This is a genomic window from Dyella sp. GSA-30 (assembly GCF_027924605.1).
GTDB lineage: Bacteria > Pseudomonadota > Gammaproteobacteria > Xanthomonadales > Rhodanobacteraceae > GSA-30.
The window spans coordinates 931,391-946,207 of record NZ_AP027042.1 but is presented as its reverse complement, the minus strand read 5'-3'; the positions used below and the strand labels follow the sequence as shown (position 1 = coordinate 946,207).

The 14,817-nt window shown below is 61.0% G+C and carries 12 protein-coding genes; 2 read left to right on the top strand and 10 right to left on the bottom strand.

Annotated features, from left to right (window positions below):
* Positions 1-15: 15 nt before the first annotated feature.
* On the bottom strand, positions 16-2,307 hold the full coding sequence (locus tag QMG46_RS04220) for an FdhF/YdeP family oxidoreductase (protein ID WP_281851231.1): 2,292 nt from the start codon (positions 2,305-2,307) through the stop codon (positions 16-18).
* A gap of 234 nt (positions 2,308-2,541) precedes the next feature.
* Between QMG46_RS04220 and QMG46_RS04215 the strand changes: the two genes are divergently transcribed.
* Complete coding sequence (locus tag QMG46_RS04215; RefSeq protein ID WP_281851230.1) at positions 2,542-2,835, top strand: hypothetical protein; 294 nt, start codon at positions 2,542-2,544, stop codon at positions 2,833-2,835.
* On the opposite strand, the gene QMG46_RS04210 is transcribed toward QMG46_RS04215, so the two are convergent.
* Positions 2,832-3,500 (bottom strand): HD domain-containing protein, encoded by a 669-nt coding sequence (locus tag QMG46_RS04210; RefSeq protein ID WP_281851228.1) that lies wholly within the window; start codon positions 3,498-3,500, stop codon positions 2,832-2,834. The genes QMG46_RS04215 and QMG46_RS04210 overlap by 4 nt on opposite strands.
* The gene (locus QMG46_RS04205) at positions 3,497-4,168 is read right to left on the bottom strand and encodes a TetR/AcrR family transcriptional regulator (RefSeq protein WP_281851227.1); all 672 of its coding nucleotides are present in this window, start codon (positions 4,166-4,168) and stop codon (positions 3,497-3,499) included. Before QMG46_RS04205 ends, QMG46_RS04210 begins: the two co-directional genes overlap by 4 nt.
* 112 nt (positions 4,169-4,280) lie before the next feature.
* On the opposite strand from QMG46_RS04205, the gene QMG46_RS04200 reads away from it, so the two are divergent.
* The gene (locus tag QMG46_RS04200) at positions 4,281-5,834 is read left to right on the top strand and encodes a 2OG-Fe(II) oxygenase (RefSeq protein WP_281851226.1); all 1,554 of its coding nucleotides are present in this window, start codon (positions 4,281-4,283) and stop codon (positions 5,832-5,834) included.
* Here QMG46_RS04200 and QMG46_RS04195 read toward each other — a convergent pair.
* The 7 genes from QMG46_RS04195 to QMG46_RS04165 all read right to left on the bottom strand — a co-directional run bounded on the left by QMG46_RS04195 (position 5,825) and on the right by QMG46_RS04165 (position 14,763).
* Positions 5,825-6,169, bottom strand: coding sequence for a ribonuclease E inhibitor RraB (locus QMG46_RS04195; RefSeq protein ID WP_281851225.1), 345 nt, complete (start codon positions 6,167-6,169; stop codon positions 5,825-5,827). The genes QMG46_RS04200 and QMG46_RS04195 overlap by 10 nt on opposite strands.
* A 95-nt stretch (positions 6,170-6,264) precedes the next feature.
* Positions 6,265-7,452, bottom strand: a complete 1,188-nt coding sequence (locus QMG46_RS04190) for an aminotransferase class V-fold PLP-dependent enzyme (RefSeq protein WP_281851224.1) — start codon at positions 7,450-7,452, stop codon at positions 6,265-6,267.
* 49 nt (positions 7,453-7,501) lie between these two features.
* Positions 7,502-8,266: a bestrophin-like domain gene (locus QMG46_RS04185; protein WP_281851223.1), complete on the bottom strand. Its 765-nt coding sequence runs from the start codon at positions 8,264-8,266 to the stop codon at positions 7,502-7,504.
* A gap of 87 nt (positions 8,267-8,353) precedes the next feature.
* The gene (locus QMG46_RS04180) at positions 8,354-9,262 is read right to left on the bottom strand and encodes an alpha/beta hydrolase family protein (protein ID WP_281851222.1); all 909 of its coding nucleotides are present in this window, start codon (positions 9,260-9,262) and stop codon (positions 8,354-8,356) included.
* 40 nt (positions 9,263-9,302) lie between these two features.
* Positions 9,303-9,719 (bottom strand): PaaI family thioesterase, encoded by a 417-nt coding sequence (locus tag QMG46_RS04175; protein WP_281851221.1) that lies wholly within the window; start codon positions 9,717-9,719, stop codon positions 9,303-9,305.
* A 185-nt stretch (positions 9,720-9,904) separates the two neighbouring features.
* Positions 9,905-12,211, bottom strand: coding sequence for a S53 family peptidase (locus QMG46_RS04170; RefSeq protein ID WP_281851220.1), 2,307 nt, complete (start codon positions 12,209-12,211; stop codon positions 9,905-9,907).
* Positions 12,212-12,669: 458 nt separating this feature from the next.
* On the bottom strand, positions 12,670-14,763 hold the full coding sequence (locus tag QMG46_RS04165) for a S9 family peptidase (RefSeq protein ID WP_281851219.1): 2,094 nt from the start codon (positions 14,761-14,763) through the stop codon (positions 12,670-12,672).
* Positions 14,764-14,817: the final 54 nt, after the last annotated feature.

The window sequence follows — 14,817 nt, the reverse complement described above, 5'->3', positions numbered from 1 at the left end:
CTTTCGCTGACGGCCTCACGACGCCTCTCGCCACTCCCGTATGACCACCGGAACGGACTTGTACGACGGCGTGCCCGATTGGGGGTCATGGTCGTCCAGCCCTACCAGGCAGTTGCCTTCCGGGTAATACATCGCCACCGTGCCGCGGGCGATCGGATAGGACACGGCGGTAAAGCCAACCACCGAACGCTTGGCCCGGGTTGCAGAGGTTTCGACGACGATGCGATCGCCGTGTTTGAGGCCGCGCGCGGCGAGGTCGTCGGCATGCATGAAGATCACATCGCGGCGACCGGTAATGCCGCGATAACGATCGTTGAGACTGTAAATGGTGGTGTTGTACTGGTCGTGCGCGCGCAGCGTGGTCAGCACCAGCGTGCCATCTTCGAGGCCATCGTCTTCCTCGATGCCCGGCGCCACCAGGAAATGCGCCTTGCCGTCCGGCGTGTTCCATTTGCGCTCGGATGCCGCGATAAACAGACGGAAGCCGCCCGGCTCGCGTACGCGCTGATTGAAATTGGCAAAGGCCGGAAACACGATTTCGATCTTGTCACGGATGCGATCGTAATCGGCGATCAGGTGATCCCAATCCACCCGTGTGTCGGGCAGAGTCGCCTTGGCCATCTGGGCGACGATCCAGGGCTCCGAACGCAGATATTCCGAGGCCGGTGTGAGGCCGCCGCGCGAGGCGTGGACCATCGACATGGAATCCTCCACCGTCACCGACTGCGCGCCTTCGGCCTGCATATCGATTTCAGTGCGGCCCAGGCACGGCAGGATGATCGACTCCTTGGCCAGGATCAGATGCGAGCGATTGAGCTTGGTGGCGATATGCACGGCTAGGTCGAGCTTGCGCATCGCATCGAAGGTAGCGTCGGGATCGGGCATCGCCACCGCAAGGTTACCGCCCAGACATATCAACGCTCTGGACTGACCGTCGCGAATCGCCTTGACCGCAGCCACGGCATCGTGGCCGTGTTCCGGCGATGTATCGAAACCGAACGCGAGCTTCATGCCTTTGATGAGCGCGGCATCGGGTTTCTCGGTAATGCCGACCGTGCGATCGCCCTGCACATTGGAATGACCGCGCAGCGGGCAGATGCCGGCGCCTTCGCGGCCGAGATTGCCTCGCAGCATCAGCAGGTTCGCCAGCTGCTGCACATTCTGCGTGCCGTGGCGATGCTGGGTGATGCCCATGCCGTAGCAGATGATGACGCGCTTGGCCTGCGCGTAGATCGAACCGGCGTGCTCGATATCGGCACGGGACAGCCCGCTCTTGCTTTCGATATCGCTCCACTGCGTGGCACGGAGGTCGCTGGCCAGCGCCTCGAAGCCGGTCGTGTTCTCCGCAATGAACGCACGATCGAGCAGACCCTGCCCACCGCCGGCGATGTCCTGCGCATCGGCGTCCAGCAGCCATTTCATCATGCCCTTGAGAAACGCCAGATCGCCGCCGCAGCTCACCTGGTAATACGTCGTGGCCAACGGCGTCTCGCCGCCCGTCATCATCTCGACCGGGCTTTGCGGCGAGGTGAATCGCTCCAGGCCACGCTCGGGCAACGGATTGATCGCGACGATGGGAACGTTGCGCTTGGCGACCTCGCGCAAGGTCGCAAGCATGCGCGGATGGTTGGTGCCCGGATTGTGGCCAATGCAAAAGACCGCATCGCAATGATCGAAATCCTCGATCGTGACCGTGCCCTTGCCGACGCCGATCGACTGGGGCAAGCCCACGCTAGTGGCCTCGTGGCACATGTTCGAGCAATCGGGGAAGTTGTTGCAGCCGTACTCGCGCACAAACGCCTGATACAGGAATGCCGCTTCGTTCGAGGTACGGCCGGAGGTATAGAACTCGGCCATGCGCGGATCGGGCAGCGCACGTAGCGCAGTGCCGATGCGTTGCATCGCATCGTCCCAGCCGATCGCCACATAGGTGTCGCTACCCGCGTCGTAGGCCAGCGGATGGGTCAGGCGGCCAAGGCCTTCGAGTGCGTAATCGCTCAACTGCCACAACGATGTCACCGTGTTGGCCTGAAAGAATTCCGGCTTGACGCGCTTGGCCGTGGCTTCCCACGACACCGCCTTGGCGCCGTTCTCGCAGAACTCGAAAGAACTGGTGTGCTTGGGGTCGGGCCAGGCGCAGCCAGGGCAATCGAACCCGTCCGGCTGATTCATCTTCCTTAGCGCCAAGGCTTCCCGACCCACCGCGAGCTGGCCGCTGATGGCCTTGGCCACGGCCCGCAGCGCACCCCAGCCACCGGCAGGACCTTCGTACTCGGATACGCCTGGGATCTCGGTTTCATTGCTCATGGCGCGGACTCTGCAGGGTGTCATGGGGGAGCGGCTGGCCGTTTTTGGCCGACTGGCCAGCCAGGCCATAAGAGTAACTCCGGGAGCGTGAGGGACGTAGTCCCAGATGGTCGAAGCGAAAGAAATTGCCGTCAGATCAGGTCGTTGTAGCCGGCGGCGATCGATGTAACGTCGCTAGCATCCGGCTGCGGTATAAACCCGCGCATCGGATTATTCCGGTCACAGGAGAGGACGATGAGTCACCCATGGACGTTGGTCTTGCCGGTTGTACTGGGATTTTCGGGCTATGCATCCGCCCAGGCGACGCAGTCACCGACCCTCGGCACCCAAGCGCATCAAGTCACGGTCCAGTGCACGCTTACCCATGCCACAGATGCTCCTTGCGCACAGGAAGCGCGACGCGGCTGTGCCGGCGATGCGAAGCTCAAACAAATCGTGTCGCATACGGCGATGCCGGTGACCGAGGGCGTTGACCAGCACGCCGACTCGCTCGTGCGTTATGTCGCGATCTATAGCTGCAGCCACTAACGCCGTAACAACGAGATCGAACGAAGCATATTCTCTCGCGCCGCTTCCTCAAGCCGGGCGCGGAAGTGCGGCGTCTCGTAGATAGTGCGCCGATCCATGAAGCCTTGCAGGATGTCGGCACGCTTGGCTCGATAGATGGGGCCAGGTACCCAGCGGTATTCTTGCCTCACTTGCATCTCGTACGCGTCGAATCGCTCGGCGGGCGCCCCAAGAATCGACAGATCAATATCGACAAGCACTTTCGCATCATGCTCATCAATAGCCGCCGTGTGCCGTGTCGCCATGATCAGAGCATGCATTCGCGTGACTGAAGATTCCACCACGCCTGAATCGCGAGCTACGCGTGTCAGCCAATCAGCACTTGCCGCTTCGTTGTCGCTGCGACGCGGCTTGTAGATGGCATCGTGAAACCACAGGGCCATGGCGACTTCATCCGCGTGGTCGCACTGTTCACGCACCTCGTCCAATGATACGAGGCAATCCTCCAGATGTTGACGAGTGTGATAAGCGCGATGGGCCTCGCCATAGCTGCTTAGCAGTTCGTCGAAAACGTTCCTGGACGCGAATGCGACACCGAGCCCGGCCCAGGCGCGGGACCAAGCCGCGAAGTCGGTAGCGACAAAACGCGCCGGATGGTCAATATCCTTCGCCAGGGCTTTGTTCATTTCGCGCTCCCCCGCGTCTTGCGTACAGAAGGAACCGGTCCATCAGGCTTGCCATGCTGATTGGCCGGCGGCTCCGCTGCGATATACCGCTGAACCCATTCATTCGCCATGTCCGCCGCAAAGCCCGTCGGCACGATAGTTCGGGCATTGCTGGCGAGTACAAACACACCTTCCACGAAAGCCAGCAGGCCGGCTGCAAAGGCATCGAGCTTGCGCACGCGCTTGCCGCTATCGACAAGCTGCGCCTTGAGCAGTTTCTTGACCAGCGCGATCTCCTGGCTTACTGCGCGTTGGTAGATCTCGCGCACGTCGGGATCGCGTATGGCTTCCGCACCGATCATTACCCAGGCCGCCACCGCGTCTGGATTGGCATCGGCGCCATAGGCCAGACGCGCATCGATATAGGCGCGCAGTCGCCCCTGGGCGGTGGTCGCCATGCTGGCGCGGGATTCGAATCGATGCGATGCATAGCCGGCCAGCTGGTCTACCAGCGCGACCAGGATCTCGCGCTTGTCGTGGAAGTGATAGTGGATCAGCCCCGGCGCCAGCCCGGAGGCAGCTGCAATCGCCTGGACGGTAGCTCCTGCATAGCCCTGGGTGGCGATGGTCTTGAGCAAGCCATCGACAATTTGCTGCCGGCGAAGCTCGGTGTTGGGTTTGCGAGGCATGGCGGGTCCTTTTTTATAATTTGGTTATACACCCAAGAAATAGTTGATTGCCAGCCCTGGAACGAGTAACGTCCGTCATAACTTGGTTGATCAACCAATAAATGGTGAGGTCATGGTCGCAGTGAGTCATAAGAAAAACGGCCTCGATTTGGGTAGCAACCGGCACGGAATGCTCGAACATCCGCTACCGCCAGACCTGGGGCGCTGTGTATTGATTCCAGGCTTTTTATCGCCCGCCGAATGCAGCGAGCTGATCGATGCCGCCGAGGACCGGGGCTTCTGCAGCGCCGAGCTGGATTACCCACCCTCGTATAGAAACAACGACAGGCAAGTCTCGAATGATCCGGAACTTGCCAGGCGATTGCTGGAACGCCTTGGCCATCTGGTCCCTGCCGGCATGGAATGCCTGCTACCGGACGATGTCCTCGCAGGCTGGAAGCCAAGAAGCATCAATGAGCGTTTCCGCCTTTGCCGGTATCGACCCGGGCAGCAGTTTCATATTCATCAGGATGGGGTGCATCACCGGGGAGTCGATTGTCGCTCCATGCTCACCTTCATGATTTACCTGACCGATGGCGATGATTTCGAGGGCGGCGACACCTTGTTCTATTCGGCAGGACCAGCCGGCGGCGAAGAAGCTTCGAACGTCATCACCCGTATTCGACCGCGAATGGGCAGTCTGATTCTTTTCGAGCATGACATCTGGCATGCAGGCGAAGAAGTTACCGCCGGCACCAAGTATGTATTACGTAGCGATCTACTGTTTCAGCGCGGTTCTGTGCAAGAGCACGCTACTTCTTCGCTGCATCAGGGCTATATCTGGACACTTGCCGAACTCAGCGACGGCCGCGTTGCGAGCGGAGGACGCGATGGAAAGATACGTATCTGGCATCCGCAGGGCGAACCGAGTGTCACACTCATCGGCCATGACCAGTCGGTACTCGGCCTGACTGAATGTGCCGCAGGCGTCATCGCCTCGGTTTCACGCGACCGCACGCTTCGCTATTGGGACATCACGACGCAGCGTTGCATTCGGTCCATCACGGCACACGATGCGGCCGTACTTTCGCTGGTTCGCTTGCCAGGGGAAAACCTGGCTACAGGCGCCGCCGATCACACCATCCGCCTATGGTCTGACGAGGGAAAGTGCCTGCAGGAATTTACAGGCCATGAGGGATGGGTCTGGGCAATGGTGGATCTCGGTGATGACCGGTTGGCAACGGCATCGGAAGACGGCAGCGTACGAATCTGGGACCTCGCTACGCGCGAATGTCTCCTCGCGTTACGCTGCAAGCATCCGTTGCGGAGCATCGCTTCGTGTCGGACCGGTCAAGAGAATGCCTGTTCCCTGGCGGCGGGCGATGCAAAAGGCGGCCTGACGCTTTGGCGGATGGATCAGGGAGGCGCAAGGGAGGTGGGATTCTTCAAGGCGCACGATGCTGCCATCCGGCGAATCAGGTTTCTGCGCGATGGTTCGCTCGTCACCTGTGGGGAAGACAACCGCCTGTGCATCTGGAGTTATCCGGCGCTGGTGCTCAAGCACGAAGAAATGCATGGAAACTTCGTGACCGACGTGCTTGAGCTTCGCCATGGCGCGAGGGTGAGTTGTGGATACGACGGGCAGCTTCGTTGGACGTTGCCGCACCGCCGTTCCGCTCATTGCTGAATTTCACATCCCCAGCCATCGTTCTGCCCGGCAAACGCTTCGGCCTCTTCCGCCAGCAACGCCTCGTAACCGGAAATATTTTCGTGGGTGGGGACCATGAAAGGATGGGCCTGGACCTGCCACGGCAGTTCGTCGTGTTCTTCGTATTCGGAGAACGACACTTTCTGGCCGTTGCGCAAGAGCAGGACCGCAAACTTCAGTGCAGCGTCTTCGGTGGGAAAGATGACCGAGAAGTCGATTTCGCGCGGTGTCTCCAGGTTGTCGCCCTGCTCGGTCATCTGGCGCAACACGTCGCCGTTTTCATCATCAGGAAAAGCTACTTGATGGTTAACCATGGGTTCTTCGATCCGCTCGGTCACAGGATGGGTAGCTGCAAGCCTACCGCGATATACCGCGAGGCGTCAGACGGCCAGCATGGCCGAAGGCTCGTTCAGCCCGAAGTGAGCCAATCGACGCACCGATCGATGTCGCCCGACGCGTGCCAGCCGTGCAACGCGATGCGCAGATAACCATCGCGCGTGCTCGCGCTGATGCCTTGCGCTTCGCCACGCTGCAGCAGGGCGTCGATCGTGGATTGTTCCAGCGCAAACGAAAGTACGGAGCCGACACGATGGGCCTCGACCAGGCGCTTCAGGCGCGTCGCTTCGTTGCTCCAGGCGGGATATCGCAAGAGCCGGTCGAGCAGGCGCAGTTGCAGCTTGATGACATGATCGCGAATGGCGGCCGCGCCGCCGGCGACCAGTAATAAATCGATCGACGCCGCCAGCGCGCCGCAACCGAGAATGGTCGGGCTGCCCGCTTCGAGATAGCGCCCGTCGTCGGCCCAGAGGTTTTCGTGGGTCGCCTGGACGCCGCCCTGGGAAAAGCTGGCGGGTGCCGATAGCCAGGTGCCCAGCGGCAGAAGCTGCCGACGAAAGTTCGCATCGGTCCACAGCAGGCCCTGCCCCTGCCCGCCCAACAGCCCCTTGTGCCCACCGGTAGCAAAAGCGCTGGCGTGCTTGAGATCGGGCACCATCGTACCGGCCCCCTGAATGCCGTCGACCACCAGGTGCACGCCGCGCGCGCGGCAACCGTGGCCGAGTTTGGCCAGGTCCAGGCGGATACCGTCCTGAAAGCGCACCCATGACACCGCCACGATACGCGTGTTCGGCGTGATCGCATCGAGCAGGAGATGCTCCGGCTCAATAGTGGCATCGGGCACGCGATGATTCGGCCACAGGTCGACTTCGGTGCACCGCACGCCGCGTTGGTTCAGTGCCAGCCAGGGCAGGCGGTTACTCGGAAACTCACCCGCCGGTATGACGACCTCGTCACCGGCCTTCCAGGGAAAGCCATAGGCAATGGCTTCCAGTCCGGTCGAAGTGCAGGTCACCAGGCTCACATCCTTGGCCGCCACGCCAAGCAAGGCTGCGCCGGCGTTGCGCAGCTTCTGTTGCACATCGAGGAAATCGCTCTGCCAGCGCAGCTCCCATGGCCGCAACTCGGTCTGCAGCAAGGCCATCAACGCATTGGCCGCGACGCGCGGCATCGGGCCATCCTTGCAGTGCGACAACCATAGGCCACCGGCGGAAAACTCGAATTGCGCGGGGGAAATAAGCGGGGCGATATCGGCAGACACGAGCGAACCTTTGCTCAAAGCTATCGCTGCTATCTTGCAGGACGGCGCGTTATCTCGCCAGCTCCTCGGCGGCATTTAACAAAGGCTGGCCAGATACCCGAATGATGCCCGAGTACGGCGTTTCGAATTCCAGTATCAAAAACACTGAGCCGGCAAAAGCCAATGCGGAACAGACGAGCACGACGCGCACCGAACGGTTGTGTACGGTGAACGCGCCGAGGCCGACAAAGATCAGAAAGACCCAGGCTGCGACGACCACCAGCAACAGTACGGGTACCGATTGCACGCTCTGTTCGGAGGTAACGACACGCTCACGGCTCAGTTCACTGCTCAACGTCAACGCGCGTGCCTGAAACCAGCGTTGCGCGTCATTGGCTGGCTTGAGCGCCAGGATCGACTGCTGCAATTGTGTCAGCAAGCTGAGGTTGGTCAGCGGAACACGAAAGATGACCTCTTTGACATTGCCGTCGCCCGCGACACGACCTGTCGCCCGATCCAGAAAGGCGCGCAGCTGATCGCGTGCCGGACGCGCCTCTTCGCCATAGCCCGAGAGTGCACGATCCACCATCACGATCGACGTCGATACGGCGACGACATCATCGGTTGCGCGATCGAACGAGGATCGCGCCGAGGTAATCATGAAACCGAGTACCAGTGCTGCTAGCGTCGACATCATGCCGATACCGATCTGCGCCGAGTTGCGCGCGTCGTTGGACAGGTGATCCCGCGGCAACCGTGGCGCCAACCACGCGCCCAGCCACAGGCCGACCCAGGCCAGCACAAAGACGCCCAAGCTGATCGCAATCGCGGCCATAACCCCTCGGAGCCAGTCCGGCTCGGGCGAGTTTGCCACTTTCCGGAAAGCCTGTGCTTAGCGCTTATGGCGTAAGCGCGCCGCGGGCTAGCCGTATGGCTTGCCTGGCCAGGGATTGATCCCGTCACGCAGCCAATGCAGCGTGTCCGCCCAGAAGCCCTGCGTGTGCCGTGCATGGAACAGGTCGAAGTGACCCACGCTCTTCTGACCCAGGTCATGGGGCGACAGCATCACTTCGGTCTTTGCTGCCGCTCCGTAGTAACCCAGGGAGCGACGCACAGCCGAAACGGTGCCCAGTTCATCGTCGCTGACGACCACGGCGAGAATGGGCGCCTGAAATGCAGCGAAGCGTTCCAGTACCTCGGCCCGGCTGGCCTTGGGGTAACTGCGTTCGGTACGCGCGCCTTTGAAGCTCCATTCGTTGGCGACGCCGGCGGGCAGATCTTCCAGCCAGCCGAACTTGCGGCCCGGAAAATAACCAAGCAATGCCGTAACCGCAGGCATGACCACGTGCCATTTGAAGAACAGCCTGGCTCGCTGCTTCGCTGCGTAGTCAGGCCAGTACGCATACTGCGCACCCACGGTCAGCATGCGTTCGACCAGGTGGCCATTTTTCGCCAGGCCCGGAAGAAAACCGCCGACACTGTGACCAACAACCAGCAAGGCCCCTTGCCTGCGCCGCTGATTGGCGAAGCGAATCGCCGCATCGAAGTCGAGTTGCCCCCAATCACGCCAGCGATAACCGCTGCCCCGCAGTCGCTCGGGACGCGACAGGCCAATACCGCGGTAATCGTAGGTCAGGACATCGAAACCCGACGCGGTCAGAAAGCGCGCGTAGTAATGGTAGTAACGAGCCAGCACGCCAGTCGCCGGATTGATGACGACCAGTCCGAGAGGCACTGCGGTCGCGGTCGGCCACCAGTGGCCACCAAGCACGACGCCGTCGTCGCAACGAATGGTTATCGCTTCTGCAGATTCGGGTGCGACAGATGCCATGGGGATGGGCAGGCTTGTGCCAAAACGAAAGTATTTAAGATTAAGGGTTTACTGTCGCCGGCACCACGGTGCCCTGCGCGATCGCGCACAGGATCTCCTCACCGTCGCGAACTGCGAATATGTCGCACTGGCATACGGCCTGGCGTTTGCCCACGGCCTTGGCATGGGCACGCGCGACAAGCACCGAGCCAAGGGCCGGCTTCAGATAGTTGATCTTGAACTCGGAGGTCAGCGCGTTGCCGCCAAAGGCCAGGCCACCGGCGAAGGTGATTGCGTTATCCGCCAGATAGCTCAGGACGCCGCCGTGAACGAAACCGTGTTGCTGCTTGAGATGATCGACGATCGGGAGACTTATTTCTGCCGTGCCGGGTCCAGCCTGCGTCAGTTGTGCGCCGAGAAAGCGGCTGAACGGCTGGGCGTCGAAAACCTGTTGGGCGAATGCCTGTAGATCCTCCACGACTCGATCCTTTCATTACGTCGAATGAGGGCTTCGATTCTACGGGAACTCGACCATGCATCTCCTACCCGTCATCCCCCGCTGGCCGGGATGACGATGAATACTGAAGCTATTTTGCTGCCTTCGGTTTATTGGCGTGAAATCCTCGGCGGCTTTCGCCGCCGAGGACTGAGACACAACGGCGTTTACTTCACACCAACAAACGACTTCCACGCGCTGAGCAGGTTGTTGGCGTCCACCGAACCCAATCCGGTGGCAAAGCTCCAACCCGGCTGCGCGGCGAAGGCTTCGGTCTTGGCGCTGTACTTCTTGCTCGGATCGGTCGACATCAGGCCGAGCTGGCCCGGACCGAGCAGGAACTCCGGATTGGTGATGTAGAAGTAGCAATCCGGCGTCGGGGTGGCCGCGCCATTCAACTGATAGCACTGGGTGGAGATACCGCCGCGCACCACATTGTGGAAGACGCACTTGGCCGTACCCTTGGTGCCGTTATCGGAACTGCAACCGTCCAGCGTGGCCGGCGCCGTGCCGGTCGGGCCGCCGTATTCCTTGGCCGCGAGTGCGTACAAGGTCGGTGCTGCATTGCCCTGATTGGCAGGCAGGCCCGCTTCGGACAAGCCCTGGTCCATCAAGGCCTGGATACCGGCAAACATCGGTGCCGATAACGAAGTGCCGCCTTCGAGCACGGTGGGGGTGGTGAAGTTGGGTGCGCACGGATCGGCCGCCGTGCACAGGATCACGGCCGAGTGTTGTCCGTACGAACCGGCAAACAAGGCCACGTCCGGCACGTCGCGCGATTGGTCCTTTGCCGTTCCCTTGACCAGACGCTGCCACACCGGCTTTGCGTCCACCGAGGATGGGCCGCCACTGCCGCCTTCGGAGGTGGTGTAGAGGCTGAGCGGATCGAACACGACCGCCTCCTTACAGAAGGCAATCGAGTCGGCGAAGCCGAGCGACTTGGCCGCCACGTCATTGCCGCAGGACTGGTTCCACGGAATTTCCGGCACATATGAAAGCGCCGATCCGTAAACATCATTGATCGTCGAGCTGAAGTATTTCTTGGTCGTGCCATCGAGTACGTCGGCGGTGTCGGTGCCGCCCACCGTCGTGACATTCGGCGACGTGCCGAGCGAGTTGGCATCGATGCCCGCACCGTTGATCACGCCACCGTTGAAGCTCGGGTTGGCGCCGGAATCGCCGCTGGAGACGAACACCGATATGCCTTCGGCATCGGCCTGCGCCCACATCAGATCGATCGCGCTCTTGCTGGCCGCATCGGTCGAACCTTCGCCAAAGCCGTAGCTGGCACTGATGATGTTCGGACGGCTCGTGCCGTTGATCAGGTTGGTCGCCGCGGTGAACACACCACCGAAGAAGTTGTTGCTGTTGCCACTATCGCAGGTAGCCACCACGATGTTTGCGCCCGGCGCCATCGCGGTTGCCCACTCCGCATCCAGTACCGTTTCGGTAAAGTCGGAGTTGGGACTGGCGATATTCGGATCCACGCAGTTGGTAAGGCCATCGGCTTGCGGCTGCACCTGTGAGAACGTTCCGCCGAAGCTGCCCAGATTGAACTGGCTGACGAAGTTGGTCCAATCGCCGGGCACCATCGACTCTACATCGACCACCGCAATGGTGATGCCCTTGCCGGTAATGCCGCTGCTCTGCAGTTTGTCGACACCGTAGATCTTGGCCAGATCGTAGGGCGCGAAACCACGTTCGCCGGTAGTGAACGGTACGGCATCCGGGCCCAGCTTCGCGAGTGAGGACTTGGCGAAATTGGTCTTGCCCGGCTGCTGCGGCACCGCGAACATCCGCGTCGACGGATTGAACTGAGCCACCTGTGGTGCCGTGTGCTGCGGATCGGGATGGATATCATTGAGGCCAGCGACACCGACAATGACGTCATTCAATGCCGTTGGGATGCTGATATCGCCGGCATTCGCGATGTGCACCGCATTGTTGATGGTGTAGCGGTTCTCTTGGGTATGAAAGGCCTGCTTGACCGTGGCGGCCGTGCCGCTGAAGTCGATCTGCATCTTGTTCGGGTAGACACCGTTGACGGTAAAGCCCTGCGATTTGAGCCAGGACGATACGGCAGCGATATCGGCATCGCTGACGCCAAAGGTCTGGCCGAACTGTGCCGGCGTCAGCCATTGATGAAATTTCGCGGACGAGGGATCGTGCTGGTCGGCAATCAATTTGCTCAATGCGTTGGCACGCAGCCCGCTGCGCTTGAGCACTAGTTGCATATGGTTCATTGGCAGCGAATCGGCCACGGTCTCCGTGGGCTTCGTTTTTGCCACCAGCCCAAGATGGGTGTTGGCTACCGCCGTCAACGCGCGATTGTCGATGGTCGCGGTGACACGCGGCGCTTCGTTAGTGTTGATACCCGCAAGTGCGGCTGTCGCCGTGTCAGTGGCCAGGCCAAGACTCGGCAGTACGGCTAAAGCAGCGGCAATCGATGCACCGATCACAAGCTCGTTTTTCATGACTCTCTCCCAAAGATAATGCCAAAAGGAAATAACGAGTCCCCCTGTGATGTTGCGTCGTACAACAACGTTTGTGTCTCTTTTCGACTCCAGTGGTTTCGCGATGCCTCTTGTTGCAGGGCGCATGCTTCCAGCCATCTCATCGGACAGCTTTATGGAAGTCGCATTGGATATCCGTTGTACTTCGGCCTGCAGCCAAAGGCAGGCGATCATGCTCATGCATCAACGAGATCGTCTAGTGCTTTGGCGGCATTTGAACGCTGCGTTTTGATGAAACAAACTGAAACGGTGAACACGCACGTGAATTTGGACGTCCAAATGATGGACGGCTATATGTAACGGTTTGTAACAAGGCGCGTATACGTAACCTCTTGCGTGAAACGCAAAATTTTCTGTAGCAAATGCAACAAAAAAGGCCGCTGACGAATCAGCGGCCTTCGCTTGGAGTCACGGGAGCGTTAGTTGGTCGGCGGTAGATACTTGCCAAACCAGCTCAGCGCACGTTGCAACACGTCGCGCTGGTTGGCCGGGTTGACGAAACCGTGGCCCTCGCCCGGGTACACCACCAGCGACGTTGGCACATTCTGCGCACGCAGCGCATGCCAGAACTCGAACGACTGCGGTGCGGGGCATTCGGCATCACGCTCGCCGACCACGATAAGGGTCGGGGTTTTCGCCTGCTTGATGAAATTGATCGCCGAGCTCTTTGCGTACACCTTCGGATCGTCATAGACGGAGGCACCGAAGAACGGCGTCATCCACTGATCGATCAGATTCTGACCGTAGTAGCTCTGCCAGTTGGAGATGCCCGCGCCGGCCACAGCAGCGTGGAAGCGCTGCGTCTGGGTTACCGAGAACATCGTCATGAAGCCGCCGTAGCTCCAACCGGTCAGGCCCAGGCGCTTGTCGTCAACCGGCAACTTCTTTTCGATCGCATCGACGCCGGCAAGGATGTCGCGCAGGTCGCCATAGCCGAAATCCTTGCGATTGGCCTGCGTGAAGGCCTGGCCCTGGCCATAGCTGCCGCGCGGGTTGGGCATGAAGACAAAGTAGCCCAGCGCGGAGAGCGGCGCGCCGCCAAAGCCAACCCCCGGCCAACGCGGGATCACCGCACTCGACGGGCCACCGTGCACGGTGACGATCATCGGATACGACTTGGACGGGTCATAGTTGGCCGGATACAGCAGCCAACCCTGTACGTGGAAACCCTCGTTATCCCATTCCACCGATTCGGCCTTGCCCCACGACGGCTTGAGCGCGGCGTTGATCGATGTCACGGCCGGCGGCGCCTGCGTATCGAGTGCGCCGGCGTGTACTTCGGCCGGATGCGCGTAATCGCTTTGCACGAAGGCGACCTGCTTGCTGTCGCGGCTTAGCGAGAGCGACATCGACAGATCACCGCTGCCGATACTGGAGGGCACGGTGAAAAACGTGCGCGTCGGTTTGGCCGCGCTGCCTGCCACCGCATACTCGGCGACCTCGCTCTGACCGTTGCTGACCTGCGACACTACCAACTGATTCGCGCCGGACCAGCTGAACCATACCGGTGTGACGTGCGTGCCGGTCGTGAGATTGGTCGGCGTGGCGTTGGCACTTACGGCGGCGCTGTAGATATCGCCGCCGGTCGCACCCTGATCGCTCATCAGGCCACCGATAAAAGCGATGCGGTTGCCATCGGGCGAGAAGCGCGGCACGGCCATCTGCAAGCCGTGCAACGGGCCGCTGACGGTGGCCGGGTCGACGACGACCGTGTTTGCGGTACCCGGGATCGCGTTCTGCACATACAGCTTGGAGATCCACCAGTTGTTGTCGCCGGGCGGCGGTGCAGCGGTGTAGGTAAAGCGTTTGCTGTCGGGCGACCAGGCGTATTCATAGACGTGCAGCGACACGGGCGTGACTTGCTCTATCGTGCCGCCGTCGGCCGGCAGCGTCGCGATGCGCTGTTCGACGATATTGTCGACGCCGATCTCGCCGACCGAGGGATCCGCTGCCGCCGTGGCGCTCGCGCGACGGTCCGAGCCTTCAACGTAGAGGAACGAAAGTTTCTTGCCGTCCGGCGACCAGGTCAGAGCGTGCGCGTAACCGTTGAGCGTGCCGAGCCGGCGTGGCTTCTCGCCGGCTTTGTTTGCATCGACAACATAGACGCCTTTGTCGTGCTTGCTCGGACCATTGCCGCTGGCGGGCTTGCCGTCAGTTGACTTGTTGACGCAGTCGGCGATGAAGGCCAACTGGCGCGCATCCGGCGACCAGGCAATGGCGCTGCCGTTGCAGTCCGCCGCGTTGCCCACCCCGATCTGCTGCACGCCGCTACCGTTCGCCGTCGCCAGTTCGATCTGGGCGTGCTTGTCCTTGTGGCGAACCCAGGCCAGCAGGCGGCCATCGGGAGAAAGCTCGCTTTCGTCGATGCGCTGCGACTTGGCAAGCTCAACCAGCAAGTCGTTGATGCGTGGGTCGGTGCCGTTGTTGGCAGCAGCCGGAACATCGGGCGTGGCAAATGCGCTGGTGACACAAAAGGCCAGCAGCGCCGGTAGCAAGCGAGCGGATCGAGGCATGGTCGAATCTCGTGGGACGGACGAAAGTCGACACGCTAGCAGCTTGGTTTGGCT

Excerpts from the sequence above, each read along its gene's own strand:
- QMG46_RS04220 (WP_281851231.1), bottom strand. The coding sequence starts at position 2,307 with ATGAGCAATGAAACCGAGATCCCAGGCGTATCCGAGTACGAAGGTCCT.
- QMG46_RS04215 (WP_281851230.1), top strand. The coding sequence starts at position 2,542 with ATGAGTCACCCATGGACGTTGGTCTTGCCGGTTGTACTGGGATTTTCG.
- QMG46_RS04210 (WP_281851228.1), bottom strand. The coding sequence starts at position 3,500 with ATGAACAAAGCCCTGGCGAAGGATATTGACCATCCGGCGCGTTTTGTC.
- QMG46_RS04205 (WP_281851227.1), bottom strand. The coding sequence starts at position 4,168 with ATGCCTCGCAAACCCAACACCGAGCTTCGCCGGCAGCAAATTGTCGAT.
- QMG46_RS04200 (WP_281851226.1), top strand. The coding sequence starts at position 4,281 with ATGGTCGCAGTGAGTCATAAGAAAAACGGCCTCGATTTGGGTAGCAAC.
- QMG46_RS04195 (WP_281851225.1), bottom strand. The coding sequence starts at position 6,169 with ATGGTTAACCATCAAGTAGCTTTTCCTGATGATGAAAACGGCGACGTG.
- QMG46_RS04185 (WP_281851223.1), bottom strand. The coding sequence starts at position 8,266 with ATGGCCGCGATTGCGATCAGCTTGGGCGTCTTTGTGCTGGCCTGGGTC.
- QMG46_RS04180 (WP_281851222.1), bottom strand. The coding sequence starts at position 9,262 with ATGGCATCTGTCGCACCCGAATCTGCAGAAGCGATAACCATTCGTTGC.
- QMG46_RS04170 (WP_281851220.1), bottom strand. The coding sequence starts at position 12,211 with ATGAAAAACGAGCTTGTGATCGGTGCATCGATTGCCGCTGCTTTAGCC.
- QMG46_RS04165 (WP_281851219.1), bottom strand. The coding sequence starts at position 14,763 with ATGCCTCGATCCGCTCGCTTGCTACCGGCGCTGCTGGCCTTTTGTGTC.